Here is a 26,842-nt window from a genome sequence, read left to right on the forward strand (position 1 = left end):
ATCAACCATCCCCCTGACAGTTTAGATTTAACAATACTACTAACTCTCTCTTCATCTTTTCTAGTGCAGTCCTTCTAGTTTTAGTAATCGCTTGTTGCGAGACCATTAAGACACTTGCAATCTCGGTATCTAACACACCAGCATCATAAGCAAGGGTAATAACTTGTTTTTGTTTCGATGTTAGCCTACTAAAAACTGTGAATAGTTTAGGATCTTCAATAGCAGACTGGAAGATGTCAGGATTGCGCTGCGGCAATCCTAACTCTGGCTGAACAGATATAAATAATAAAAGCTCCCCAAGAGTCATGTCCCCCTCTTCGCCCATTGGAGTATCAAAAACCAATGGGTTCCTATCCTCTTGCTTTTTACGCTTTCTGTGATAGTCAACATCAGCAAATTTAATTAGAGAGCATAGATATTTTGTGAACCGTATACAGAAGTAAAATTTGCGAAAGGTCATTTCAAGTTCCATTTTTTTATCAATTGATGGTTCACAAATCATATTCACAAACAAATATACGTGGTAGGGATTTCCGAAAAAACTGCTAATCACTTTGTTCTCAAAAAGTCTCTTATTCCTTAAACGATAGTCTTGAAATGCTTCATGTTCTCTATCGATGTAAGTTGCTTGATTTAGTAATAAAGCGGTCAATTTATATCACTCCTTTATTTTTCATCTTCTACCTATTAAAGTGATTTATATTAACCATAGCACAACCATTTTTAATAATTATCGGATTTTTTTACAAAGTTAGGAACTTAATTAATATCTCAATTTTTATGGTTGTGTCCATATCTCTTTTACTCACTTTAATAACTATATGAATTAGTCGAGAGGAGTCTTTTAGTATGTCAGATATTAGTGGATATATGGAAAGAATACTGTTAATCAAGAAGGATCTATATGAATTGGCTAATCGTATGACAAACTGTGATTCACAAGATAAGGAGTTTTATGGTGGTATAGCCGAGCAATTTGCTACGCATTTAAAAGCCATTCAGTATCGATGTATAATGTCCAAGAAGGAAAAGAAAGACTGTCTAATAGAATAGAAAAAAAGGTCATCCCTATAGTGGGATGACCGTTAGTTTAGGTTTGTTAATAATAGTACCTTTATAGATCTACTGACTGTGTGAACTTAGGATTCCCATAACGGGTCGATCCAATCTTCCACTTATGCGTAAGAGACCGATATGAGACGATATCGTTATTATGTCTATTCGCTTCGTAAACCTTCTGTGCAAGATATCAGAGTAAGGCACCTAGACAATGACCTCTTATCAATTTGACCACTACCTTACTGTTCAGGAAGAGAAAGAGGCCATTTAAAGGCCCCTTTCCGTTTCAACACCTTATTAATGTGTTCCGTTTGGCGCGTAATCATCATAAGAAGATTGATTGGCATCATAGAAAATGACATCGCCATCTCGCAAGATGAATTGAACACCATATGGATCAGTCATGATTCGGTCTCGCACTCCATCTGCACCATCAAAACCTTCCATGTCCCACCATTGGTTATTTAATGGTCCATGGATATATTGCAGATGGGGTTTCTTTAAATCTGCGTTTCGAATCGTTTCAATATTGAAATTGACAGAGATATATCCGTTACGTAAAAAGATGGGTGAAGCTTCATCTAGTCTATTCGATCTGCCATACGCAGGTAAGTCTGTGCCTTTGGCAACGACATAGACGGCAGCCGGCAAGCTGTATTCACCGTACCACTGTTGAATGGAAGCGTTCGTTCGAGCTGGACTTGCGCTTGCATTGTCTGGTCTGTTAAATGTGTTAATGAATGTACGTAATGGGGATGGAAGTATTTCAAATCCATATCCACCTACATACGTCGGTTCTTTTGCTCTTTTTTGGAATGCTGCTAGATACTGTGGTCTTGTGATCGACCAACCTGTATTCATATCGTATATCGATTCTGCAGTGTTCACGATGTCTGCAACGGGAACATTCCGTAAGCGTTTATCAAGAATGATATTTCGACGATCTAGATCTGAAGGCGATCCGATCTTCACGAACTTTGCAGTGTCCGAATGATAGTAAAGATCAACTTCCACTCGTTTCGCAGGCGTTGAAGCAACGTTATCCTGGAAGTAAAAAGTTGGAGTGATACGAACGGCATCCTTATCTTCGAACATATTGCCCTTACTCTTCAGATCGAATTTGAAATGATAACCTGTCTTAACAGACATTGTCTTGAAAGCAGCTACAGGATGACTTCCTCTGAGTATAGGAAGGACATACGGGGCATATGAACCATTTGCGCTTCCATCGATCCCTTTCGTTCCTACCCAGTATGAATTACCTCTTGGTGTAGGGCTACCTACAGCTGTTCGAAACACCGTTTCCCAGTTCGGATCAGCGATATCCGTTATACGAAAGTTATATAATCTCCCAATCACTTCTACAGGTACGGTATCCGTTGCTACATGGTTGACTAAGTTCAGATTCGCTTCCGATTCGGTCGTGAATCCGGATGAAGGTGAATTTTCAGCAAAGGATCTGAAGTAAACGGTATAATTTCCCTCATCTACCCAGACGGGTAAGAAAAACGTCGTTTCTAATTCTGAAACAGGTACGGTAATCCAAGTATCTTTCGGATGGAATATGGATTTATCAGCCGTATAGACATCAAATTCAAAGCGCACCTGCTTGGTCTTAATATACTTTGCGTAATCACGGTCTCCATACCCAGGAATATTCCGGTGTTGCCCACTCGTAGGCATATAGACTTTAATATTACGATCAAGTATAAAAGCTCTACGGCTATAATTTGGAGTCGTTTTCTGGTTATGTGCTGCATCATCCGAAGCATTCGCATAAATAACGGTCGGCGTATGCACAGTCACCGTATTGATACCATTGATCGGGTAATTCAACTTCGCGGATCCATTAACCTGGCTATAATAAATCGTTCCTGAACTGGGTTGGTTCGCCTTGTTCGTCTTACTACTAGGTATCATATTCCCAGGACTATATAGCACATTATCACCGGTCATGGGTGCTATTGGAATTGCTGAAGGGGTTGAGCCATGCCCACCTGTTTCAGATCCATTCATCAATGTCTGCGTATAGAAAGTAAATGTATCATTCTTCACCCGAACCTCGCCAACGGCCATTTCTGCAGCGTCTTGAGAATCTTGATTTGGCATGGCTTCAACGGTTTCAGGAACCGATGCCGGTTCATATCCACTACTCTGAGCTGTAGCATAATATGGTGAATGATATCCACTCGGTGATATCCGAATCCCATTGCCATTAAAGGCATAATTCATGAGTGTAGCTTCATCGATCTTATGAACTTCCACGTTGATGATCGTCCAGAATGAATATTCACGTACTACCGTAACTTGTTCTGAAGAAGGTGCCGAAGGTTCTTCCGGTGGTGCGTCAGGATCGGGTGCCGGTGGTTCTGGTAATGCTGGCGCATCAGGGTCCGGCTCTTCTGCGGGCATCGTAACGTTCACCGTGTACGTACATGTTCCAGTCATTTGTTGATACCCATATTTATGTAGATAATCTTTAGACCATACATTGCCGTAGAGACTTTCTGACGTTGGAATCCCTTGTAGAACATCGAATGGTTCATTGCCACGGGAATCCGCTTTAATGACTGCACTCACGCTAGGGTTAAGATCAACGCCGTTCATATTGGATCCGGGCGATGGCGCAGTACATTCTACTGAGTTGGGTTCGCCCGGTTCGCCCGGATCAGGATCTGGGTCAGGGTCAGGATCCGGTGTTCCCGTTCCACTTCCGACTGTAATCTTCGCTGTCGCATACAACCAGTAAGGATCCTTGTCCCACTTTGCCGTGATAGTTGCAGTACCTTCTTTTTTCGCTGTAACTTTACCTGTGGATGGATCTACCACTGCAACAGCACTATTATCAGAGGACCATGTCGTTTCTGGATTGGTGCTCACATCGAACCATGTATTGTTGAAATCCGCCATATTGTAATACATCGTTCGTATTTCCGCTTTCATGCTTTTCGTTACATTCACCGCTAAATTAGCATTTTCAAGCACACGCATCTGCTTTTTTTCTGTAACGTATCCGCTATAGTTCACAAGCATGGGAATATAATATTCCGCCATATGCTTATCTGCGCCATCATATCGAGTACCGTATTTATATTTTTCACTCACTATCAAGTCATTTCCATTACTGAGCTTTCCATATCCGGTACTGACCTTTATGTTTGCATTTAATGCACCCTTTACAAATCCAGGCTTTGATCCGACCTTTTCATAGCTATAATCATCTGTCCAATCCATATCCTCAATTCCAAGTTCTTTAATAAATTGTTTTTCGAAACGATTTCCTAACTTATCTTGCATTGAGGCGGGGGCATATACTCCCATATCTAGTGAAAAGTCCGTTCGCTTCTTCAATGGTAAGGCACTTTTTGGATCCCCTCCACTTCTATATGTCCCCGTCTCCTCACTATGCCCACCATCGAAGGTCGCCTTCCATATTTCTGTATCCGATTGTACCCATACCACCTTGGGTTGGGCATCTGCTGAACCATTAACTTGTACTTTAATCGTTTGAATATTAGCTGGACCTGCAGGTGTAACAGTAATATTTTCCGTAGGATATCCTTTTGAAAAGTCTGCATATGAGAGACTAGAAAGGTTAACAAACAGTAAAATGGTAAGTATCGATACTTTAGACCACTTTCTCATTCTATATCTCCCCTAATGATTAATTATTTCGTATGCTGGCAAAAGAACCATCATCTGTTGTTATTTGAGCTTGGGGATGAGCTACATTCACTAATCTCAAAACCCACAATGTAACTCCCTTTTCATTATTATACTTTTCGAAAAATTTCTTTGTTTCAAGATTCGGTAAGCCAATATAGCCAAACTTTTGTGGCAAATCATTGATAATTGCACTCCCTGAAACCACGCCTGCGTTAAGACCATTCTTATAATGAGCTACTGCAAAATCTTTCGCCTTCGGATAGATTGTTATTTGAATAAAGGCTCTATAGATTCCAGGTTCGTTTAACCTGTTTTTATATTCACTTTCATCAACAAACAATGGCGCATAAATTCCTTTTATATTTTTCAAATCCTGCGTGTCTACGACAATATAATGATGTAACTGCACACTTCCAGCATAATTTCGAAACGTTAGCGTTTTTTCCGCGACATCGTTTAAACTCGTTCCCCCTGTCGTAAAGGGACTGATTACCTCCATATTGGTACGTTTCGTACCGACTTCGCGTAGTTCCCTTAAACCGATAAAACTATCCGCTGTCTTCTCACTAACACGTTCCAAGTTGAGTAGAATGGCTGATGCTTCAGCACGGGTAGCATGTTTGTCCAAACCAAAGGATCCGTCAGGATAACCATTCATTAGCTTAGTGCCGAGTGCCACGGCAATATGTGATGATTTCGATTCTGGAATGCCTGGATTGAAATACTCCTTTACAGGAATAACAGTTTTCTTGGTATCCTCCAATGCCTGTTTATAATCCGTATCAGCAGCTGCCAATCCGGATGTCATCCATTTAGCGATTTCTGCACGGGTAATGGCTGTCTTCGGTTCAAATCCTCCTTTATAATCATTCGGATCGATGAACCCAAGTGAAACAGCACGATTGACCTCAGCTTCACTCCAATGCTCTTTGAGATCCTGAAATATATCCTTCTCTTCTTTCACATCCGCCTTAGATACGCGTGCCAGAAGCGCTGCGAACTCTGAACGACTTACTGTTACATTCGGTTTGAAAGTCCCATCCGAGTAACCTTTGAAATACCCTTTACCCACTGCAGCATCGATCGAACTTTTAGCCCAGTGATCCGCTTTTACATCCTTGAATCCACTTACCGTATTCACCGTACTAACTTGTACATTAGTAGACGGATTGACATTTTCCGCTGCCAAAGCTGGTGAAGCATACGTACCGAAACTTCCTACGCTAACTAACAAACTAGTAAAAATAACAATAAGTCCTTTTTTCATCATGTATTCCTCCTAAAAGTATTAGAATTAACCTAATATTCATTATAGATTAACCTGTTGCATTTGGGGTAATTTGGAATCTACTAATTCCGATATCCGACTGTACAATCCAATGGAATATATCCATTTGCTGCTGCGTCCCTTTCAGAGGTGAACATCTCCTCTGTTCTAAAAGAAGAAACACAAGCATTTCGATAGTAATAGTATTTACGTCCGTTTGCGATAATCCCGTTGTATATCGGTTGCTTCACGACACGGCTACCTCCTAAAGCGTAATTGTTATAATACTTCTCTCCCATTGGAATTCCTTGTACGAATGCCAACACACCTACATCATCAATCGTGTTATTCCATTCTTCTTGGCTTATTAGGGGAATAGTAAAGGTATATGCTACTCCGAGGCGCTTGGAGTAATTGTTGTATTGATTGATATAAAATTCAAGGTCTTGTTGAAGCAAGTTCACAATCGAAGTTCTCCGTACTTGATCGAACGTATCGGCATCATATAATAGGGATATAGAAGACTCTGAAGCTATTTCACTCCGAAAACCCTCAAACCACTTTTGATCCCCATTCCGATTAACAATGACATAATCATCGAGTGTAAAGGCGAATGTATTTCCGTTTTGGTCCGAATAAGAGTATGGCTTTTTAGGGCTCCATACATGTTGGATTTCTTTCTCTCCCGAAGCATTCGTATATTCATCCCAGGAGTACATATAGTAGCCATCGTATCCAACAATCATTAATGCTGGAACATAGTTTTTCAGGACACCTTGTCCATCTCGATCATTAAAAATACCGAAATTCAAATACAGCGTGTTAAAGAAGGTTTGTACTGCTTCATCTTTATTGATCTTCACGTTTTTTAGTGTTTCATACTCTGTCTCATCTCGATGATTACCATTGCTTAACAAAGCTTTTGCAGCATCTTGTGTAGCCGTATCAATAGCCCGGTTATATCGCATCTCAATCATAAGGTCTTGGCGATAATGGTCAAGATTAATATTGTTGAACACAAAGTAAGGTAAAAGGATCAGGACAGAAAATATCGCAAGTTTAGTAATAGTCTTCATTGAGGACCATGCCTCCATACGGAATTACTATTTTTTCATTCGGGCTATTGATACCCGCTGTAAGGAAGTCATTCATCAATGTTCCCATCGTTCGGTTCGTATTTTTGACGGTTACATCGAAGAAGTCGCCGGTTTTTAATTTGTAAATTCGGGTAGGTGAATCTACAGGCTCACTTGAATTTCCAGGAAATATTTTCTCATTAATGTGAGCATTAAAGAATTCCTCGTAATTGACGTTGAATCCATCTTGGAATGCACCATCATCACTGTACAGAGGATCATATCTCTTATGTCGATGAACCATTTGGATATCATAGGTATTCCCCGTCAAAGCAATTTGGTCTACAAACTCTTTGTACATCGTAGGGGTGATATATCCCTTATCGCGGACAGAATCTACAAAACGGGTGACTGAGTTTAAAACGACAACCTCAGAAATGTCATCTTGTTTGTTCAACGCACTAGATACAGGCCATATTAAGAGGAGAACAATCGCTATAATCGCAGCAAATACTTTTGCAACAGAATTGGACAATACTTAACATCCCCTTTATTTAAAACGTAACATGGTTAATACGCCGTTAGTATCTCTTATATATGTAGGGGTATATTTCTTATTTAGATTAATAGCTGATACATTCAGTGCTGTAGGATCTAATAAATTAGAATAAATCAACCCGTCTACTTCAATATCTACTCCAATTTCTCTTATTGTATAAAGTGACTGTCTTACTTCAGCTCCGCTAACAGAATAATCCGAAGGTACCTTGAGTGTAGAATATATACTTTTATCAGATTGCGTATTCATCTCGTAGGCCCTCTGTATCGTATCTCCAGTCGTTGTAAATAAATATAAGGATAAGGAAAGAGAAACAATAAACGCAGATACAGCAAAGCTAAGACCTATGGCTTCGGAAGCATTATTTTCAAAAGCGATAATCGTCACCTTCTCTTTTGGTTAGAAAGGAGATGAAACGTACGCATCCCCTTTCATGCTATTGAACGAGTTACATTATTTCTGTCTAAAGGTTATGGCGCGGATGACGTTGCTGTTATCTTTAACTACATTTGCTTCAAACTTACCTGATGGATTCACATATTCATTGTTGGATTCAAGGCTAGCATTAGCAATGGTACCCGCTGGAACTGTACCAATAACAGATCCGTATCCAGTCGTTCCTATTGGTACTAAAGTGTCAATGGTTTTAAAGTACCAAGAACCATTTGTATTTTTTCCAGTTCTGACTTCAACACCGAATTCACCTTTATCTTGGAACTTCCGAAGAGCATTCAAAACTTGGCTACCCGATACCGTGGTGTTGTCATAAACAGTAAAAGAGGCTTGGGACATCTCAGTTTGAATATCAGCAAAGTTATTTTGAGCTGATTTGGTTGCCTCCTGTGCAGAGATAAACAGTACAACTACAATTGTGATTAGAGCAATGGTTAGAAAGATACCAGCGGATACTTTTAAAGCTGTTGATGCGTTATTCATTCTATTTCCTCCTAAGTATTGTTAAATTTATATAACCGTTTATAATTTGTTGATTTGATCATAGTACACTCCCATTTGGGTGAAACTCATGTAAATCAAAGGTATTACTAAGTATAGAAAAATAACAGAATACATGGGTGCAAATCCAATCATCCTACCCCAGTTAGCTTTTGAGTCCAATATGCGTTCGTAATTCTGCTTGCGTTGCTCATAATTATAATTTCTCTCGGATTCGAGATCATCGAACGCTAGTTTAATTGGAATTCGTTCAACAGCTAACTGAAGACTTTCCACAGTCCTTACCAAAGGTATAAAGGGTGCATCCATCTTCAATTTTTCAAGAGCAACATCAGCACCACTCTCGAAGTTAATAACGCAAGTGTGAAGCGGTCCCTTGAATATGGACGAGAATCGCTCCATCCATTCCAGAATGATCTCAACGGATACGCGGTCAATTTCAGACAACATCGCAATAATCGTATGGAACTGATCCACTTCGTTCTGCATATCCATGGCTCTCATTTTCTTTTGGAAGAGTAGTATCCAATAAGGTATCTGGTATCCAACCCAACCCATCAATACACAAATCAGAATCTCCCACCACTTCAAGAACTCGGAATCAATCTTATGAATCTTTTGAGATATTCTCTCCACCGAAGAATTTAGAAGTGTGTCGTTCGATGCAACATTCTCATCATACTTAACTCCCTGCACAATACGTTCCTGTAACTGATCTTTGTTTACCCCCTTCACCTGCACAATGATATTTCTATCAAATTCAGTGAGAGATTGAGCATCCAGTAGATCTTTATCTGACATTTTACCGAATAAGGTACCGTTCGTAGTGGGTGCCTCCATTACGTTTCTGACTGCGATCGAGTGCATAGTTACAAATGAAATGAGTAACCCAAGCGTGAGCACAAGGCTAAGTAACATACGGTGAAGAATATGCCAGTTCATCGGATACCCAGCATTTGCATCTTTCAATAGCCTACTTATTTTGAAATGTTCTGATGAACTCCTAGTAGGTGTTAGTCGAAATACTAACCAATCAACAACAGGTATTCGTAGAATCACCTTCTCCCAAGGTCGCTTTCTCACCACTGCAACATATGTACCTTCTTGTTGATCTTGCATTTTTTTAAGTAAAATATAAGAGAGAAATACTACTGTGAAACAAGTGATCTGGATAACAAATCCCGCTTTACTTATATAGAACTCTTGCATCGCTGGGAACATTTTACCTGCCCATAATTGGATCGGCTTAGTAAAAATGATCGGCACTAGGGCAATCATCGTGAGACCCGAAAACAGGTAATTCAGCTTTGATCGTTTTAGAATTTCTAAATTAATTTCTTCGTTTAGTTTGTTTAAATTATTCAAATAAAGAGAACCACCATCAACTTCTTTATCTCCAAACTCTTTAACCAAGTAGGATAAACCAGCGAAAGATTTCAAGAATCGGTTCGGTGCGGCTTGATAGTACTTTTCAAGTTTTTCCTCAGGGTTTTCACCATCATCTTTTATGATCTCATGGACTTTCCTTGCATGCAGACCAGCTTCGGAGTTTGTCGCATCAGCTACTTCAATCAGAGCTTCCTCGATCATCCCGTATTGGTGATAATGGTATCTAATATCTTTATTAAGATCTCTCAGCTGCACAAGCAAACGGTCCTCTACTCTATGAATAAAGGTATCAATCAACATGCCGTTTACAACTAAGGCACTCAATAACAACATAAAGACAAAAGTAAGGTCTTGATTCAGAAATAATAGAACCAATACTGATGTTGACATAATACCTAATGTGAAGAAAACGATTTTCATTGTCTCTCTGCGCATAGTCATTTCATCGTAGGAATGAATGGATTGCAATCTGCGTCTTATTTTTAGGACATATGCACGGAGTATGGGTACCTTATAGTAGGCAAAATAAGAATCTTGCATTACATTGTTATACTTGTTTTTCCAATTCAGTTTATTTGAACCGACAAGATCCTCATAACTTTTAAAAACTTCACTAGACCCATTTCTTTCTGCTCTTCTCGCTAAAATTTTTATAACGATAAACAAAATGAGACTGAGGGAAAAAGAAACCATTAATATGATTAACGCGATAGCTTTAATATCCATATCTGCTTACCCCCAGAATTCTTCAATAAACTGTTGAAATTCTGCTTGATCTGTGGATGACATCAGTTCCATCATTTCGTTCCTATTTCTCTCTGAAATAGAATTTCCAGCGATATACTCACCGTTCTTGTACTCGATGATATTGGATTCATCAAATACTTTACGATCCGTACTACGGTCATAATATTCGGTTGTGGCTTGAAAAAAAGCTTGAATTCGTTCTTCAGCATTGTTGATTTTGGCAAAGTTGATTGGTTTCTTCTCTTGTTCTAAAGGAATACACTCTGTGATGCGAGAAATATATCTGCTTCCGTCCAGTTCTTTGGATAGATGAACGTTAAAGTTGATCACTCGTACGACTTCCTCCTCCGCAATCTTCTCATCATTAAACACATTCGTTTTTAACAATGAATTACGTAGAGAATAAATCAGATTCTGGAAAGTCTTCGCGTGATGAGTGAAGATTGTAAATAAGCTTGCTACTTGAGTCATTTGAATCATCCAAGCAGCCACTCGATCTGTTGCAACTTCCCCTAGTATATTTACAGTTCCATCCGTTTTCTTTTGAAGATCAAGCCCTTCTTGACCAGAGATCGTATCCGTTTCTCTAAAGGTCAGAATATTTCGCCGCTTATAAATCTTCCGAAGATGTAATTCAAAGGACATTTCTTGAACGCGCAATGTGTAAGTTGCGTTAATATACTTGACGAGAGCCATTAATAAGGTCGTTTTCCCGCTACCCTGAGATCCCGTAATCGCAGTTACTCTCCCACCTTTGATCAGAAAGGTAAGCAGGTTGATGACCAGTTTCCGATTTCTGATGTTATTGTTAATCAATTGATCTAATGTCGCACTTTGAGTATCGAACTTTCTGACAAAGAAGGCCCATGACTCAGAGAATGGTGGACGAACAACGACAATTCTAGAACCATCTTTCATTTCATTCACCTTAAATCCGTTATGTTCAGAAAGTTGACCAGGGTTTTTGTACTTGTAAATATTCTGACATACACGGATTAATTCACTTTCAGAACCAAAGGTTAGGAAGGATAGATGAATAGACTTTCCTTTGAAAAATATCCAAACACTATCATGTGCCATCAAATTCACATTATTATTGATCTGATTTGCAAAATGGATCATGCCATCATCAGGCTCAAGTTGATTCATTGGCGTTCCTGATACTCCTCCAGAAACACCATCAATCCGCATATCACGAATCTCATCAATCACACTAAATCCTTTGAATTGCTGATATATCCTTTGAACGATAATATAGAGCTTGTCTTCGAAATTAAGAAGAATAGATTCCTTTTTGAATACCTCATCAATCTCCTCACGAGTAATGATGTATGATTCCGACTCAACATCTTCAATGACTCTTTTAAGTTCCGCCAGTCTATGTGTGTCAATCCATTCGGTAAGTGCATTAAATCTATGTTTTTTCTTGTAGTGATACAACATAATCTCGAATTTGTCTTGGTGAGACAAATCCCTTTTATTATCAAAGGGAATAACCCAGTTAATATTCTCATCATTTAAGCTATAGTTTTTAAGAAATAAATCAAACATTGTTTCTTTCACGTAGAGCTTGTCCTGTAGGTCGCCGTGCGTACTTCCTTTTAGTGACTTTTTGAGTAGTAGCATTTGGTTAGTACGACGGATATACTCTTCCTCAGATAAACCTAAATGTTCGAGGTTCGTCTTTGTCAGATCGTCAAAGGCTGCTCTCATGTAGTCTATCATTCCACCAATCGTGTATTTCTTGTCTAGCTGGTGGGGATCAATTCGTAATTGTCGTTTATCCGTAAGCTTAAAAAACACGACAATCCCTACAAGAAGCACAATAATGACTATGAAAGCAATGTTGATTAAATAGCCTAGACTCATTTCTTGTTTAGGCCCCCTTCTCGCTAAAAATCCTCGTATCAATATCGACAGCTTCCATGATTCCCTTAGCCAGTTTTCTCACTTCAACCATAAATAAGTTATTGTCATGATTGGTTCTCACGTTCTTATTTCTCAAGAAGAACTCGACTACCGATTTGTCATTACAAGCATCCATGAAGCCGGCAGAATGAGGAATCGTGAAGATCGGCACTTCACATTTAAACATTCTTTGGATGTTTGCTGCAGTGTATTTGGAATGCCCATCATATTGCCCAAGAACGATCAGATATTTCTTATCTGTTAGACAATCAGGGGTTTCATTGAAGAACTCGTTCAATACATTGATATTCTGGTTAAGGTTTACTACCACCAGATCTGACGTAGACAAAACTGAATTGGTCAATATGTTTTTCGTCCCGCTGTTCACGTCAATAAAAGATATGTCGTAGTACGATTTAGCAGCATTAAGAATAGAACCTAAGACCCCATTTACAGCAACATACATCTCCTCGTAAGGTTTTGATGTTCCTACGATTAGATCCAATCTGTCTCTTAGAATTGGAATAGCATAGTCTTTTACATTAGTAGGATCAAGTCGATTACTCTTAGCTAATCTCTCAAGAGCATCCATTCCTATATTGGTATAATTCTGGTTAAAACCATAGTGTAGCTTTCTTTCCTTTAATAGCGTACTTTCTAATGTAGACATTTCCCAATGAGTATGACTTATCAATATTTTTGTTAAATATTCGATGCCTATCAACATGGACACAGCGATCATATTTGCAGTGTTTCCTGTTTGACCGTGACGATTGCTCCAAAATGCTACTTGTCCCATACCTATGACCTCCTCATTGCAAGCTTCATAGCTGTTTTCATGTCCTTATCATCAAGACCAGTAATTTCTTTACTAATACGATGTACAACACGTTTATAATTCTTAGAGAGTTTTCGAATGTTTATTGTACCGTTATGTTGGTTATTGATTTTCATCGCATAATCTATTTCGTCAAAAATAAGTTCGAAAGGTTCGTCAGACCATCCTAATGGTAAATTAGATAACACAGTTTCTAAGTAGTCATCTGCGATATTGGAATCAACACTATTCACAATGATTTTTGAAAAAAACTCGATACTTGATTTTCCCTCTTCATTAAAAAATGATTCCAATACCTCAACAGTTTTCTCAATGCTCCATTTCTCAGTAGTTGCAGCAACATATTTGTTCTCAATCTTTGTAAGATCATCTCTATTTAGAAAATTAGGAGTGCTACAATGTATAATGACATGATCGTATCGGTTGTTAGCAGAAATCGATGTTTCTAAATCACTAAGAATTGAATAGTCCCCAGTTACATCAAACCCTTCGAACTCGATTAATTTCATCTTCGGGTCTGGGATTGGTGTACCGTAATAGATGAATCTTTCAACCGTTGCATCGACAAGGAGAGTCTTTCGACCTGAACTCGTAATGACTTTACTAATATATTGAAGTAAGTCACTAATATCTGAGACACCTACAAATAAAGCATATTTCACCTAAAGTCTCCTTTCCCTATTTAACTAATGATTGCTCAAATACATCGATCTCTTCTATTGGAACCTGATTAGTATTATTGTTCTTTTGGTTCGTTAATTGGTTGTTAGCGACCCTTTGCTGTAATATCACATCGCCATTTTCAATCCTGACTTTGTCAGTTTCATTCATTTCAGAAAGGTTTAATTCTAAGTTTCTTCTAACTGATTTTTTCAGTTGCTCACTTGCTTTTACCAACACGTTAGGATCTGATTCAATCAAGTCAATCACTTGTAAATTCACTGGATAATTCTCAATTGCCTTATCCTGCATAAATGGGTCAACGTAAGTGGTCGCATAAATCTTTGCACTATTGAGGTAGGCGTCTACCGTTGCACTGGACATGGCTAATATTTCGGACTCGTTGACGTTATACCATACGGTTGTTACAGACACGTCATTAACTTTTTTCTTCGATAACACAATGAAGTCCTCGCCTGTAGGAAAAGATATACGTACATCTACAAACTGTCCTTTTCGTATTTGTGTTGGTAATTCCATTACGTTGTATTCTTGTGCACGTAGATCATTTGGAGTTACACCTTCTTCAAATACGATGGAGTTCATGACAGGTGTATTTACTCCAACATCTATTTTCAATATTTTACCGATCAAGTCATTCTTTGAATGCACCATGTTTGCTGGCGCTTCTGTTTCAGGTATTTGAATAATCTTCAAATCCTCTTCAGTCAACTCCACGCCAGCAGGTAACTCTTTCGAAGTGACTACTACTTTTTCCATTATCGCTTGTTGATCCTGAAGTAACTTCTCAGCCTCCTTCAATTTACTTTCATAGTCTACCCTCAGTAACCTTTGATCGTTTGCTTGTTGATTGATCATGTAAATTGCGCCACCGGAAGCTACAATCCCCATAGAGATTGCCCCGACAAGCCCGGCAACTATAAGATTCTTTGTACGCTGCCTTATCTTCGACACTGATATGCCCCCTTACTTAATGATTCAACTTTCGCAACTAACTAAGTTATTCCCATGAATATTTAAGCACCCCAATCCATCTTTTTGACTGAAGCACTCAGATTTAGTTGCCCTATAATATCTCCAGATAAGGATCTAACACTTTCATAGAAAGAGAATGCCGGATGATGTTTGTTCATATGTCGACTTCTATGAATAAATGACAATACGGACTTCATGTTCCACGCATCAAGAAAATCAGTGGAGTACGGAATACCATGAATCGATCCGTTAAATCCAAATCTTTTCTTAACATTCTGAATCGTACAATAAGAATCACTGTCATATCTTCCTATCACAACAATGTAAGGTTTATGCTGTAATGCTACTGGAAGTTGGCTACCTGAGAAAAAGTTCTCCAATGATTGAATGTTTTGTGTAAGACTGACAACAATTAGGTCGGCAGCAGACAACAGTGCTCCATCTCCTCTCAGATCCAGTTCTTCGCATCCACATCCAGCATCCATAAGGACTAGATCATAATATTCATTAGCACAGGATAAGATAGATGGTAATAATGAAGATCGATAACCAGGTAGAGTCCCTTCCCTCTTCTCATTTCCAGCAACAAAATCCAATCTATCAAACATTAAAGGAACGGTATAATCACGAATATTCTCCTTATTCAGCCGCCGATTCAAACTTAATCGTTCTAATGCATCCATCCCATAATCTTGTCTTGATACGAATGAACAATTTAACGCTTCTTTCCCTGTCTGGAATGCTCCCTCAATACGTTCTCCTGCTGCCCCTCCATGACCGAGTAATAATCTTGCTCGATATTCCAAACCAATCATTGAAGTAACAGAAACGGTATGTGCTGTGCTCCCACTTCCTCCCTGAAGAGGACTCCAAAATGCAACTGTACCCATATTGTTTCCTTTCCGCGCCTACGACGCACGCCTTATATTGTATTGGATGTTCTACAAACAAGATGCATGTTACCAACGTCACCGGGACCGTACCCCAAAACGAAATCTTTTATGTTTCTTTAACTTGGGAACGTACCCATGTAATATTTGAGATAGCATCTCATCCATTTCATCATGTACATCAAAGGGATCAATATGCAATGGCAAACTATATACTTTCATGGAACCCATCTGTTTACGAAGACGTTTCACTGCATCTAATGAAGCTAGAGGCATGCAATAAATCCATTTGTTCTGTTGATGTCGTCTTAGACTGCTAATAGCCACCTCCATATCCTGCATTCGCCACTCTGAACCCCAACCAACAAGAATAGGGATATCAGCGCGTAGAAATTCTTCCAATCCATCATTCTCTTGAAAAGATCCCAAATCTAAAATTATATAATTATAATTTCCACCAAGTAATTCAATGATATTAATGCTTGTACTCTGCCGATAATAATCAACACCTTCTACGGAGAATCGATGTTCCTTCTTATTCTCGAAATGAATCTTTCCTTCAACAATTTGCTGGATTCTACCAAATGTAGATGCATATCTATTCAGCTCAACAATAGCAACCTTATTGAAGTTTCTAGCCAAATAATGAACGATGCTGATCGCTGTATGCGTGGTCCCTGCACCGCTACTTGCTCCCATTACAGCGATAACATAGGTTCCCATATGCTCACTACCCATCACTTGTGATTTATGCCTTTGCTCTTCATTTCGTGATGGATCTTGTACCATCAGTGCCTTTCTGACTTCACTTACGGATGGATAACGATCCTCAGGATATGTTTGCAGCAATTTACGTAATACCGGAATCTTTTCCCTAGGGAAGTCAGATCGTATACAAGACTCTACCCCGTCAGTCCATTCACTTCGAACTCCTTCTGTTGCCAGATATAAGAGCAACGCTCCTAATCCATATAAATCAGATCTTGCATCACTTTGACCACTACCATATTGTTCTGGAGCTGCAAAACCAACGGTCCCCAGTTTCACAGTATCCTGATCTTGTTCCTGTTTGTAATTTCTAGCTATTCCAAAATCAATCAGACGTAATTCCAGTTGCGATGTCAGCATAATATTAGATGGCTTTAGATCACGGAATACAATGGGTGGTTGATGATTATGTAGATATTCCAGTACATCCAGAGCTTGATCAGCTAATTGTAGAATGAAGTCACTCTTCAGTTTTCTATTATGACTACTGAAATATTTCTCTAATGTCACCCCGTGAATATAATCCATTACCAAATAGGCATTTCCTTGTTCATTAGGTGCGAAAAAGTCTACAATTCGCGGGAGTCGAGGATGACCCAAGGTGGTCAGTAGCTCTGCCTCGTCCCCGATGTTGCTATATTGTTGTGGTGATGAGAAGCACTCTTTCACTGCCCATTGCTTACCTGATAGTTTTAGATCATCAGCCAAATAAACATGGCTCATTCCTCCAGATCCGATAATCTGCTGGATTAGATATCTTCCTCCAATAATATGACCCTGACGTAGTACGGATCGCTCATTCATCATTTCACCTCCATTTCGCAACCGCAACAAAAAAAGGAAAGCACCCAGAAAAGTAAAGACTCGGTCAAAACCGATTATCTTTGAACTCTTCGGGATACTTTCCCTATTCATATTGCATGGTTAAATTTGGAACTAGCATAATATAAATCATATAGACTTGTAAAGCGCTATTTTTACATTACGTAGGAATTAGCATTTCGATTCATTTATTCTCCATCATCCTGAGCTAATTTCTACGAATTCACATCATTAATATTTAATCATATGAAGTGTTATTTCATCACGATTATGAAACAGTTGCTTAGCATATTGTAATTGCATCTGATCTTCTTCAAGCGAAGCAATCACTTCCTTGATTAAAGCCATCGGCTTTTTATGCATCAGCTTAACGGTTACTATTGCCGTACCTCCTGGGGACAGACAATACAGCAGGTCTTTTACTAGCTTGACCATTTGTTTAGGGCTCCAGCTCATATCACATACTAACAGATCGAATTGGTTATCACGAAAACGTACTCCTGAAGCATTCTTGCGCATAATCTTGAGTTGCGGATGACCGACTAATGATTCATGCATCTTCGCTGGATCCACAGCGGTCACATGGATACCACGTTGAAGCAAGAACGAAGTCCAGCCCCCAGGTGCAGCCCCAATATCAAGCGCATGACGAAAAGCAGTGAAATCAATCCCGAAGGACTTCTCCGCCTCCAGCAATTTGAATTTAGCACGAGAAATCTGTCCTTCTTCCCGCTGAAAGCGAACCGCTCCACCACTCCAATCAGAAAGATTATCCTGAGGAAGAGATACCCCTGCATAGATATGATCTGACGATACAAACACTGAAAGAATCCAATCCGCATTCTGAACTATGAACTCAGCCTGAAGGTCTTGTAACTCCACCAAAATTTGTTCTCGTAGAGCACCTGCACTTACTTCACTTAAACTTTGTTCAGATTTACGAACTTGTAGTGAAACAGTTGCACCCTGAAGCTCTTTCTTATCCAATACATAGAGCTTCAACTCATTCAGCCCACTACTCAATTCTTCGGCAGATATCTCGATATCAACAGGCTGTATATGACGCACGAAGATTGGAGGTTGTTTGGCGATCATGGCTGCAACTTCATTCCATGTATAGGCTACGCTAACTAGAAATACCTCACCCGAAACGAGGACGGTACTCTTGACGCTACCGAATAAACGTCGTAATTCTTCCTGCGCAAATGGGGCAAATCCATGATTAGCCGTACAAATAAACCGTGTTTGTTGTTCTTGTATTTCTTCTTCATTTACATTAAATTCATCCAAGTTGGATTAACCTCCAGAAGTTACCTTGATCCAGGGACGTCCATCATCCCATTCCAGTTCAACTGGAATTTCATAGGTACGCATAATCATTTCTTTATTTAGAACTTGTTCTTTGGGTCCTGCTCCAACCAACTTGCCATCTTTTATGAGCGCAACATGGGTGAACAGTGGAACAATTTCCTCCACATGATGAGTGACGTAGACGACCGTTATATCACGTTGCCGTAATCTATCCACTTCTACTAACATCTTTTCCCGTTCATATAGATCTAGACCTGCACAAGGCTCGTCCATAACGAGAAGCTTTGGATCACCCATTAAACAACGTGCCAGCAACACCTTCTTACGTTCGCCTTGAGATAAGGTTCCTAGTGTATGCTCTGCTAACCGAGCTATATTCATCTCTTCTAATAGACGATAAGCTTTCTCTTTTACCGCTTGAGGTATCGCTTCATAGAAACGCAAGTAAGCATACGCACCCGTTGCCACAACTTCCCATACAGGATCTGTCAGAGACATTCTTTCCAACAGTGATGGGCTTATATAGCCAATACTTTTCCGTATTTCACGAATATCACACTGTCCATATACATTTCCCATAACTTCAACTCGACCTTGACTAGGAAAAAGATAACCCGTCATCATCTCAAGTAATGTAGTCTTTCCAGAGCCGTTGCGACCTAGGATAACCCAGTTCTCACCACTTTTTATCTCGAGAGATACATCATTCAGAATGATATCATTCTCTCTTCGTAGCGAAATATGCTGCATAGATATCATTTCATCACACTCCTAATAGCTACTAACAATTCTTCCACTGAACCCATACGGTAAAGGATATTGGGCGGATCGTTACGATCTGCATCCATCAGTAGCATGGCAGGTACACTTCTTATCTTGTAATCTTGAGCCAATAAAGGCATCATATTCACATTCGCCGCTGATATCGTACCCTCAGGAAGTAAATGTTCTGCAACCGTAAGCATTCGCTTGGTTGCTGCACAGGTTCCACATAAAGGTGTGTATAGGAACAAAGCGACGGGCTTACCTCCACTGTCCATTTGTGAGCGTACTTCTTGTTCATTAAGCTCTCTCATACCCGGTCAGCATCCATTGCTATATCGTGTAGCGTCTCTTCGCTCATAGGACCATTATGAAGAATCATTTCAGCAGGTTTATGTTCATATAGTAAGTGATACATCTCACGTTTTCCGATGATACTCGATGTATGTAAATAAACTTCCCGCGGAAACAACCCTTCACGAATCATAGCCGTCACTACATCTTTACCGCACATCTTACTATGTAACCCAAGTTCATAGTCAAGAGACAGAATATTGACTTTACATTCACGAAGCATCACCAAACAATCTTCACCAGTACGAGCTAATGAGAATCCTTTGGGACAGCGACGAACATCATCTAAGAACAAGTGAATTTCACCGTCATTGTTCATGCTGACAAGTCGGACAAAAGAAAGCTCTTCGTCCATTCAACTCCACTTTATCTATGACTCCATTACATTGTACGCATCGTTCGCCTTCACGGTCGTATACCTGTAGTTTGTAACTTCCCGTGTGTAAATCTTCATTCGTAAATGGCTTGTTTATAGATCCACCAGATTCCGCAGCTTGATTCAATATTAATTTCATACTGTGGTACAATCTCTCGATTGCCTCTGTCTCAAGATCTTGAACTTTAGTTGATGGAAGTAATTTCGCTTCAAAAGAAATCTCATCTGCATAACGATTGCCGATTCCTGCAATCACACTTTGGTTCACCAATAATGTTTTCAAAGCTCCACGACGAACTTTTACCATGTTGACGAAGCGATCCATTCCCATTCTACGATCACTCAGCTCACGACCGAGTTGACTCAACACTTCGCCTGCTTCCTTCGCACATAACAAATGAACATAACCTGAGCGAGGTAACATGAAATACAGTGTGAATTCACCAAAACTTATTTCTACCTGCGCATTGTGATCTGGGTAATCCTCTTGCTTACCATACTGTATATATCCACCTACCATAAGATTAACTAACAATCTCCGGCCATTATCCAAATGAAAGTTCAAAAATTTCCCACGTCGTTCCACAAAAATAACCTTAATATTCTCGAGTTCCGAAGCAAGAGTATCTCCATCCAGATTAACAGTATTCTCCTTATTCACTTTCACATTAGTGATAGGAGCATCCAATATTTTTTCAGAAATTAACTTCCGATAGTTTTCTAATTCAGGCATTTCAGGCATCTGACATTCGCCTCTTTCTAATGAGAATTGTGTACACTACATAATTGATGAAGAAGTTCATGAAGATCTTTACATATCATATTAGGTTCGATTCCGGCCATACGAATATCCGCCTGTAAGCTCGCTTCTGTTGTAATCCCTGTTAAAACAAGTATCGTTTCACAACCAGCTGCTGCTCCAGCGGAAATATCAGTGCGCATACTGTCACCAATCACTGCAACTTCAGAAGGTTCCATATCCAGTATATCCATCGCATAGGTCATCAAATGACTAGCTGGCTTGCCAATAACAAGTGGCTTCACACCCGTTCCTGCCTCAATAGCGGCGGCAATCGTTCCTGCACCTGGAATAACTCCAGAATCGGAAGGTAGAAGTAGATCTGGGTTCGTTAGGATAAACTGGGCACCATCACTAATCCATTGAACCGCTGATGACAAGGTCGCATACGAGAAAGCTCTATCTATGCCTTGCACCACATATTCTGGATTCTGATCAACTTCAAGTAACCCCGCCTGCCTGATTGCCTGACGCAATCCATCTTCTCCTATAACAGCAACTCTCGCACCTGGAGATCGTTCAGCTATATACTTCGCGGTAGCTTGTGATGACGTACATACTTCGCTAGGCTCAGCTTGAATACCCATGCCATTTAATAAGGCCGCCACATCTTCTGGTGTACGAGTCGAGTTATTGGTTACAAACAAATAAGGAATATGGTTGGCTTTTAATTGACTAATTAGAACGTCAGCACCCGAGATCATATGTTGTCCATGATACAACGTCCCATCTAAATCTATTAATAGACCTTTAGAGATTGTCATTGCCCATGCACTTCCTTTCAAAACAGAGAGTAAATTCATTTTATATCATATGACGGTTTGTCTAGCCCTGTCGCACTTCGCTTTACAAACCATCATTTGTAATCATATCCACTCGTCATTCGTCACATTTGATCGAAGGGACGTTAAATATTTTAACATTATTATGGAACCCTGTGTCATTTCCTGCGCTTTCCCGGAAAATAATTTGATTCTAATCGCTTATTTCCTCACCGAAATTATTGAACATGATGGATAGGAACAATGGTAAATTCCTCTGCCAATAACGTATTTGGAAAAATAGACCGGGCCTCATCTAGCAACTGACCCAACTGCTCCATATCTTTATAACGTGAGCTGAAATGCGTTAGAATCATCCGCTTCGCTAACGCTTGCTGTGCAGCTTCAGCAGCTTGAACTGCGGTGCTATGGTAATAATCATAAGCAGTCTCTGCCATCTCATGCAGGTATGTAGATTCATGAACAAGCATATCCGCATCCTTAGCAAGAGTAACAACGGCAGAACAAGGTCTCGTGTCTCCTAGAATGGTTACAATCCTACCCTTTTTAGGAAGTCCCAACACATCTTCTGATCTAATAACTTGACCATTCTCAAGTTCAATACTCTCTCCACGTTTAATCTTACCATATATAGGTCCTGGTCTGACTCCGTATGATTTAAGTAAGGCCAGATTAAGTGTACCTGTTCGATCCTTCTCAGTCACTCTGTATCCGTAGCTATCAATCCGATGCGCTAATAGTTCAGAATTAACAGCAAAGGTCTCATCTTCAAAGATCAACCCACCATCATGCTCCACGACTTCTAATATATAATCCATCCGAGATTGACTCAGCTTCATCGTGGTTTCAATAAACTCCTTTATTCCACGAGGCCCATACACCGTTAAAGGAGATACTCCACCTTGATTACTCCGACTTGCGAGCAGTCCAGGCAGACCGAATATATGATCACCATGTAAATGAGTAATAAAAATTTTCTCAAGCTTACTGAGCTTTAACGATGATCTCAGAATCTGATGCTGGGTAGCCTCACCACAATCAAATAGCCAGAAGCAACCTCTTTCCTCGAATAGACGTAGGGCAATCGAAGTCACATTCCGCTGCAGTGTTGGGACCCCCGCATTCGTACCTAGAAATAATAATTCCATACTGCCCACGATCTCCTTCCAACAACTCAGCATAAGATCCTTCGTAACATCGAAGGATCTTATTACTAGTATGAGCTGGGGTATCTAATCCAACTCTAAGGGGGTGTTAAAAAGTCAACTTTTGATCACGATGTATATCAAGAAGCTTACTCGACATCGAATATTGAATTCAGCCGGTCTTTCCGGTGCTCTCGTAGATACTGCCTACGCTACGCTCCTCACTCCCTACCTTCATCCAATCTTCTCGGTGCTGAAAAGTCGACTTTTCAAACTCGCATTCTAAGCTTTTTCAACATTGAAGTATTGGGCTTGTGGATGACTAAATACCATCGCTGATACAGACGCTTCTGGTTCCATCATAAAGCCTTCTGTCAATTCAATTCCAATATCCTCAGGTTGTAATAGTTTAAATAATGGTCCTTGGTCTTCTAGGTCAGGGCAAGCAGGGTAACCAAATGATACTCTGATTCCTTGATATCGAGCACCATGTCTCTTTTTCATTGTCATATCATCTGGATCAGGGAATCCCCATGAATCACGCATCATATGGTGAATACGTTCAGCTAATCCTTCAGCTGTCTCAAGAGCAACCGACTGCAACACATGCGATCTTAGATAGTCCCCATTATCCTTCCATTGTGAAGATAATTCCGACACTCCATGCCCCGCGGTTACAATAAGGAAGCCTACATAATCCATAACACCACTATCCACCGATTTAAGGAAATCCGCGAGACATAAATATGGTTCCACTCTCTGACGAGGGAATGAGAATTTTTGTAGCACCTTTGTGTGATCCTTTGGATCATAGATTAAGATATCATCTCCTTGAGATTGTGCTGGGAAGAAGCGGTATATCGCATGTGCCTGAATAATAGCATCTTGAATGGCTTCATTCATTATCGTATCCACTGTTTCTTTTAATGCGACCGCCTTCTCATTACCCTCAGAAAGTAATTGTTCCACTGATCCGCGCAATCCTAGATGGTGACCCATCAACATCTGCATATTCACATAAGGCATGATATGAGATATTGGATAGTTACGTAGAACGTGTCGATCGGTATCTGGCGGAAGTAACACTGGATTATCGGTCGCAATGTTCGACTTCATAGCCCGTGTCAAAACTGGTAAAGCCTTCTCCACGAGTTTGGATTCAAGAAAAGCCTCAAGCTCTTCTTCCATTTTCACTCGCATTTCTTCACGTTGTATTGGATCCATGAGCCTATTCGCTATATCAAGTCCATCCATGGCATCCTTAGCATACACAACCATACCTTCATACTCTGGTTTGATTCGTGTCTTCGTAAATTTACGAGTAAGTGCTGCCCCTCCCACCATGATTGGAACATCAATTCCTGATGTTTTCAAATCCTGTGCAGTGATGACCATTTGCTGCGCGGATTTCACGAGAAGACCTGACAAACCAATGATATCTGCCTTCTCTTCACGGAAAGCTTCAATAATTTTTTCTGGCGGCACCTTTATTCCTAAGTTAATAATCTGGTAGCCATTGTTAGACAGTATAATCTCTACTAAGTTCTTTCCGATGTCATGTACATCACCTTTTACGGTTGCTAACAGGATTTTCCCTTTTATACTGCTCTCGTTCTTCTCCATGAAACCTTCAAGATAGGTGACGGAGGCTTTCATAACTTCAGCACTCTGTAGCACCTCCGCTACGATGAGCTCATTATTATTAAAGAGCCTACCGACCTCAGCCATACCTACCATTAGCGGACCATTGATGACCTCAAGTGCGGAGTATTTCTTCAGAGCCTCAACAAGATCAGGAATGAGTCCTTCTTTGGTTCCTTCAACTACATAAGAAGAGAGACGTTCTTCTAGTGATAGACTAGATAGGTACTCCTTCTTTACAACTTTCTTCTCACGAAAAGCCGCTACAAATTCAGCCAGCGTCTGATCATTTGTATTAAATATAAGGGCTTCAGCAAGGCGACGCTCTTCCGCTGGGATGGATGCATATCTCTCTAGCTTTTCCGTATTCACGATGGCGTAATCAAGCCCAGCTTTCGTACATTCATATAAATAAACTGAATTTAGCACTTCTCGGCCCGACTCAGGCAATCCGAAGGAAATATTACTAAGCCCTAGAATGGTTTTCGCCTTGGGGAACTTTTCCTTAATCAACTTGATCCCTTCAAGCGTCTCCACCGCGGAACCAATATACTGAGGATCACCCGAACCGACTGGGAACATATTAGGGTCGAATATAATATCTTCTGGATTTAAACCATATTTATTTACAAGAAGATCATAAGAACGGCTAGCCACTTCAAGCTTGGCTTCACGAGTGACCGCTTGACCAGTCTCATCAATTAGGATACACACCACAGCGGCACCATAACGATGTATAAGTGGCACTATGCTCTCGAATTTTGATTCACCATCTTCAAGGTTAATAGAGTTAATTATCGCTTTACCCTGAGAATATTGAAGTCCCAACTCGATAATATGATCATACGTTGAGTCAATCATTAGAGGGACTTTGACTTTCTTAGCAACCATAGGTAAGAAGTTATGCACAGCATACTCTTCATCGATATCCGTATCTTGAAGGTTAATGTCAATAATCTGAGCCGCTCCCTTGACCTGAGAACGAGCGATTTCAGATGCCTCATCAAATTTCCCTTCTTTAATTAAACGTTTGAATTTACGCGATCCAGAAATATTGGTACGCTCTCCAATCATGATTGGACGGTTTTCTGGTTCTATAAATACAGCATCAACCCCAGATATTGCAGGTGGGTGATCTCCATATTCACGACGAGGCTCATACTTTGAAAGGGCCTCCGCCATAACGCGAATATGTTCCGGTGTCGTACCACAGCATCCGCCTGCGATATTTAACCATCCCTGTTCAGCAAAAGCTACCATTTTCTTGGATAGGGATTCTGGTGATTCATGATAATTCCCATCTTCATCTGGCAGTCCAGCATTTGGATAACAGCTAACAGCTGACTTAGAGATTGCAGCTAATGATCGAATATGATCTCTCATAAATTCTGGTCCAGTCGCACAATTAAGTCCAACCGATATCGGTTTTAGATGCTCCAATGATATGTAGAACGACTCAATATTCTGTCCAGCTAATGTCGTTCCCATAGGTTCAATCGTACCTGAAATCATGATAGGAAGTGTCACACCACTCTGTTCAAAAGCTTGGCGGATACCAATACTCCCTGCCTTCACGTTCAATGTGTCTTGACTCGTCTCCAATAGAAGTAAGTCCACACCACCTTCAATCAAGGCGAGTGCTTGTTCCTCATACGTTGCTACCAATTCCTTAAATGTAACTCCACCTGTGACAGACAACGTCTTCGTTGTAGGACCCATAGCCCCTATGACATAGCGTGGTTTAAGATCTGTACTATATTTATCAGCTGCTCGGCGAGCGAGTTCAGCTGCCTTTAAATTGATCTCACGAGACTTCTCAGGTATATCATAATCAGCAAGTACAACCGATGTTGCACCAAATGTATTGGTAGAGATCATATCCGCACCGGCATCTAAATATGATTCATGGATTTCTTGAATGGCATCCGGTCTTGTAAGAACCAGCATCTCGTTACAACCATCCAACTCTTCTCCACCGAAATCCTGTGGTGAAAGATCAAGTTGCTGGATCATGGTTCCCATAGCACCGTCCATAATGAATATCCGTTCTTTCAATGATTCTTCTAAGTTCTT

At 40.1% G+C, this 26,842-nt stretch carries 23 protein-coding genes; 1 reads left to right on the forward strand and 22 read right to left on the reverse strand.

The features are described 5' to 3' along the window. Window position 1: 1 nt before the first annotated feature. A complete protein-coding gene (locus ACP8HI_RS09965) occupies window positions 2-652 on the reverse strand; it encodes a hypothetical protein (RefSeq protein WP_438350935.1) in 651 nt (216 codons plus the stop codon). Between the two features lie 197 nt (window positions 653-849). On the opposite strand from ACP8HI_RS09965, the gene ACP8HI_RS09970 reads away from it, so the two are divergent. Next, a complete protein-coding gene (locus ACP8HI_RS09970) occupies window positions 850-1,053 on the forward strand; it encodes a hypothetical protein (RefSeq protein WP_438350936.1) in 204 nt (67 codons plus the stop codon). Window positions 1,054-1,356: 303 nt separating this feature from the next. On the opposite strand, the gene ACP8HI_RS09975 is transcribed toward ACP8HI_RS09970, so the two are convergent. The 21 genes from ACP8HI_RS09975 to metH form a co-directional block, all read right to left on the reverse strand. Then, on the reverse strand, window positions 1,357-4,704 hold the full coding sequence (locus ACP8HI_RS09975; protein ID WP_438350937.1) for a DUF5704 domain-containing protein: 3,348 nt from the start codon (window positions 4,702-4,704) through the stop codon (window positions 1,357-1,359). A gap of 19 nt (window positions 4,705-4,723) precedes the next feature. Beyond that, window positions 4,724-5,995, reverse strand: a complete 1,272-nt coding sequence (locus tag ACP8HI_RS09980; RefSeq protein ID WP_438350938.1) for an S-layer homology domain-containing protein — start codon at window positions 5,993-5,995, stop codon at window positions 4,724-4,726. A gap of 80 nt (window positions 5,996-6,075) precedes the next feature. Next, window positions 6,076-7,068: a hypothetical protein gene (locus ACP8HI_RS09985; RefSeq protein WP_438350939.1), complete on the reverse strand. Its 993-nt coding sequence runs from the start codon at window positions 7,066-7,068 to the stop codon at window positions 6,076-6,078. Beyond that, window positions 7,052-7,603 carry a hypothetical protein gene (locus ACP8HI_RS09990; protein WP_438350940.1) on the reverse strand — a complete coding sequence of 184 codons (552 nt, stop codon included), beginning with the start codon at window positions 7,601-7,603 and terminating at the stop codon, window positions 7,052-7,054. Before ACP8HI_RS09990 ends, ACP8HI_RS09985 begins: the two co-directional genes overlap by 17 nt. 15 nt (window positions 7,604-7,618) lie before the next feature. Continuing rightward, complete coding sequence (locus tag ACP8HI_RS09995; RefSeq protein ID WP_438350941.1) at window positions 7,619-8,014, reverse strand: hypothetical protein; 396 nt, start codon at window positions 8,012-8,014, stop codon at window positions 7,619-7,621. 66 nt (window positions 8,015-8,080) lie between these two features. Continuing rightward, complete coding sequence (locus ACP8HI_RS10000) at window positions 8,081-8,563, reverse strand: ABC transporter permease (RefSeq protein ID WP_438350942.1); 483 nt, start codon at window positions 8,561-8,563, stop codon at window positions 8,081-8,083. Window positions 8,564-8,602: 39 nt separating this feature from the next. Then, window positions 8,603-10,696, reverse strand: a complete 2,094-nt coding sequence (locus ACP8HI_RS10005) for a hypothetical protein (protein WP_438350943.1) — start codon at window positions 10,694-10,696, stop codon at window positions 8,603-8,605. A 6-nt stretch (window positions 10,697-10,702) separates the two neighbouring features. Next, the gene (locus tag ACP8HI_RS10010) at window positions 10,703-12,586 is read right to left on the reverse strand and encodes a pilus assembly protein CpaF (protein ID WP_438350944.1); all 1,884 of its coding nucleotides are present in this window, start codon (window positions 12,584-12,586) and stop codon (window positions 10,703-10,705) included. 7 nt (window positions 12,587-12,593) lie between these two features. Then, window positions 12,594-13,424, reverse strand: coding sequence for a chromosome partitioning protein ParA (locus tag ACP8HI_RS10015; RefSeq protein WP_438350945.1), 831 nt, complete (start codon window positions 13,422-13,424; stop codon window positions 12,594-12,596). Between the two features lie 2 nt (window positions 13,425-13,426). Further along, the gene (locus ACP8HI_RS10020; protein WP_438350946.1) at window positions 13,427-14,125 is read right to left on the reverse strand and encodes a hypothetical protein; all 699 of its coding nucleotides are present in this window, start codon (window positions 14,123-14,125) and stop codon (window positions 13,427-13,429) included. Window positions 14,126-14,141: 16 nt separating this feature from the next. Further along, complete coding sequence (locus ACP8HI_RS10025; RefSeq protein ID WP_438350947.1) at window positions 14,142-15,098, reverse strand: SAF domain-containing protein; 957 nt, start codon at window positions 15,096-15,098, stop codon at window positions 14,142-14,144. A 62-nt stretch (window positions 15,099-15,160) separates the two neighbouring features. Continuing rightward, window positions 15,161-16,009, reverse strand: a complete 849-nt coding sequence (locus tag ACP8HI_RS10030) for a hypothetical protein (protein WP_438350948.1) — start codon at window positions 16,007-16,009, stop codon at window positions 15,161-15,163. Between the two features lie 78 nt (window positions 16,010-16,087). Then, complete coding sequence (locus ACP8HI_RS10035; protein ID WP_438350949.1) at window positions 16,088-17,584, reverse strand: protein kinase domain-containing protein; 1,497 nt, start codon at window positions 17,582-17,584, stop codon at window positions 16,088-16,090. A gap of 246 nt (window positions 17,585-17,830) precedes the next feature. Further along, window positions 17,831-18,889, reverse strand: coding sequence for an SAM-dependent methyltransferase (locus tag ACP8HI_RS10040; RefSeq protein WP_438350950.1), 1,059 nt, complete (start codon window positions 18,887-18,889; stop codon window positions 17,831-17,833). A gap of 6 nt (window positions 18,890-18,895) precedes the next feature. After that, a complete protein-coding gene (locus ACP8HI_RS10045) occupies window positions 18,896-19,669 on the reverse strand; it encodes an ABC transporter ATP-binding protein (RefSeq protein ID WP_438350951.1) in 774 nt (257 codons plus the stop codon). Continuing rightward, window positions 19,666-19,986 carry a thioredoxin domain-containing protein gene (locus tag ACP8HI_RS10050; RefSeq protein WP_438350952.1) on the reverse strand — a complete coding sequence of 107 codons (321 nt, stop codon included), beginning with the start codon at window positions 19,984-19,986 and terminating at the stop codon, window positions 19,666-19,668. The genes ACP8HI_RS10045 and ACP8HI_RS10050 overlap by 4 nt, the downstream gene beginning before the upstream one ends. Continuing rightward, the gene (locus ACP8HI_RS10055; RefSeq protein WP_438350953.1) at window positions 19,983-20,345 is read right to left on the reverse strand and encodes a cyclic-phosphate processing receiver domain-containing protein; all 363 of its coding nucleotides are present in this window, start codon (window positions 20,343-20,345) and stop codon (window positions 19,983-19,985) included. The genes ACP8HI_RS10050 and ACP8HI_RS10055 overlap by 4 nt, the downstream gene beginning before the upstream one ends. Next, a complete protein-coding gene (locus ACP8HI_RS10060) occupies window positions 20,335-21,144 on the reverse strand; it encodes an Fpg/Nei family DNA glycosylase (protein WP_438350954.1) in 810 nt (269 codons plus the stop codon). The genes ACP8HI_RS10055 and ACP8HI_RS10060 overlap by 11 nt, the downstream gene beginning before the upstream one ends. Window positions 21,145-21,161: 17 nt before the next feature. Continuing rightward, entirely contained in the window at window positions 21,162-21,965 is an 804-nt protein-coding gene (locus ACP8HI_RS10065) for a TIGR01457 family HAD-type hydrolase (RefSeq protein ID WP_438350955.1), read from the reverse strand. A 236-nt stretch (window positions 21,966-22,201) separates the two neighbouring features. Beyond that, entirely contained in the window at window positions 22,202-23,131 is a 930-nt protein-coding gene (gene rnz, locus ACP8HI_RS10070) for a ribonuclease Z (RefSeq protein ID WP_438350956.1), read from the reverse strand. 279 nt (window positions 23,132-23,410) lie between these two features. Continuing rightward, on the reverse strand, window positions 23,411-26,803 hold the full coding sequence (gene metH / locus ACP8HI_RS10075; RefSeq protein WP_438351769.1) for a methionine synthase: 3,393 nt from the start codon (window positions 26,801-26,803) through the stop codon (window positions 23,411-23,413). Window positions 26,804-26,842: the final 39 nt, after the last annotated feature.

The sequence above is a fragment of the Paenibacillus sp. FA6 genome (genome assembly GCF_051550225.1).
In the GTDB taxonomy this organism is placed as follows: domain Bacteria; phylum Bacillota; class Bacilli; order Paenibacillales; family Paenibacillaceae; genus Paenibacillus_AQ.

Coding starts and splice junctions, on each gene's coding strand:
- ACP8HI_RS09985 (WP_438350939.1), bottom strand. CDS start 7,068: ATGAAGACTATTACTAAACTTGCGATATTTTCTGTCCTGATCCTTTTA.
- ACP8HI_RS10050 (WP_438350952.1), bottom strand. CDS start 19,986: ATGAGAGAGCTTAATGAACAAGAAGTACGCTCACAAATGGACAGTGGA.
- metH (WP_438351769.1), bottom strand. CDS start 26,803: ATGGACGGTGCTATGGGAACCATGATCCAGCAACTTGATCTTTCACCA.
- ACP8HI_RS10030 (WP_438350948.1), bottom strand. CDS start 16,009: ATGGGTACAGTTGCATTTTGGAGTCCTCTTCAGGGAGGAAGTGGGAGC.
- ACP8HI_RS10010 (WP_438350944.1), bottom strand. CDS start 12,586: ATGAGTCTAGGCTATTTAATCAACATTGCTTTCATAGTCATTATTGTG.
- ACP8HI_RS10005 (WP_438350943.1), bottom strand. CDS start 10,696: ATGGATATTAAAGCTATCGCGTTAATCATATTAATGGTTTCTTTTTCC.
- ACP8HI_RS09975 (WP_438350937.1), bottom strand. CDS start 4,704: ATGAGAAAGTGGTCTAAAGTATCGATACTTACCATTTTACTGTTTGTT.
- ACP8HI_RS10045 (WP_438350951.1), bottom strand. CDS start 19,669: ATGATATCTATGCAGCATATTTCGCTACGAAGAGAGAATGATATCATT.
- ACP8HI_RS10065 (WP_438350955.1), bottom strand. CDS start 21,965: ATGACAATCTCTAAAGGTCTATTAATAGATTTAGATGGGACGTTGTAT.
- ACP8HI_RS10055 (WP_438350953.1), bottom strand. CDS start 20,345: ATGAACAATGACGGTGAAATTCACTTGTTCTTAGATGATGTTCGTCGC.
- ACP8HI_RS09970 (WP_438350936.1), top strand. CDS start 850: ATGTCAGATATTAGTGGATATATGGAAAGAATACTGTTAATCAAGAAG.
- ACP8HI_RS10015 (WP_438350945.1), bottom strand. CDS start 13,424: ATGGGACAAGTAGCATTTTGGAGCAATCGTCACGGTCAAACAGGAAAC.
- rnz (WP_438350956.1), bottom strand. CDS start 23,131: ATGGAATTATTATTTCTAGGTACGAATGCGGGGGTCCCAACACTGCAG.
- ACP8HI_RS10035 (WP_438350949.1), bottom strand. CDS start 17,584: ATGATGAATGAGCGATCCGTACTACGTCAGGGTCATATTATTGGAGGA.
- ACP8HI_RS09980 (WP_438350938.1), bottom strand. CDS start 5,995: ATGATGAAAAAAGGACTTATTGTTATTTTTACTAGTTTGTTAGTTAGC.
- ACP8HI_RS10000 (WP_438350942.1), bottom strand. CDS start 8,563: ATGAATAACGCATCAACAGCTTTAAAAGTATCCGCTGGTATCTTTCTA.
- ACP8HI_RS10060 (WP_438350954.1), bottom strand. CDS start 21,144: ATGCCTGAAATGCCTGAATTAGAAAACTATCGGAAGTTAATTTCTGAA.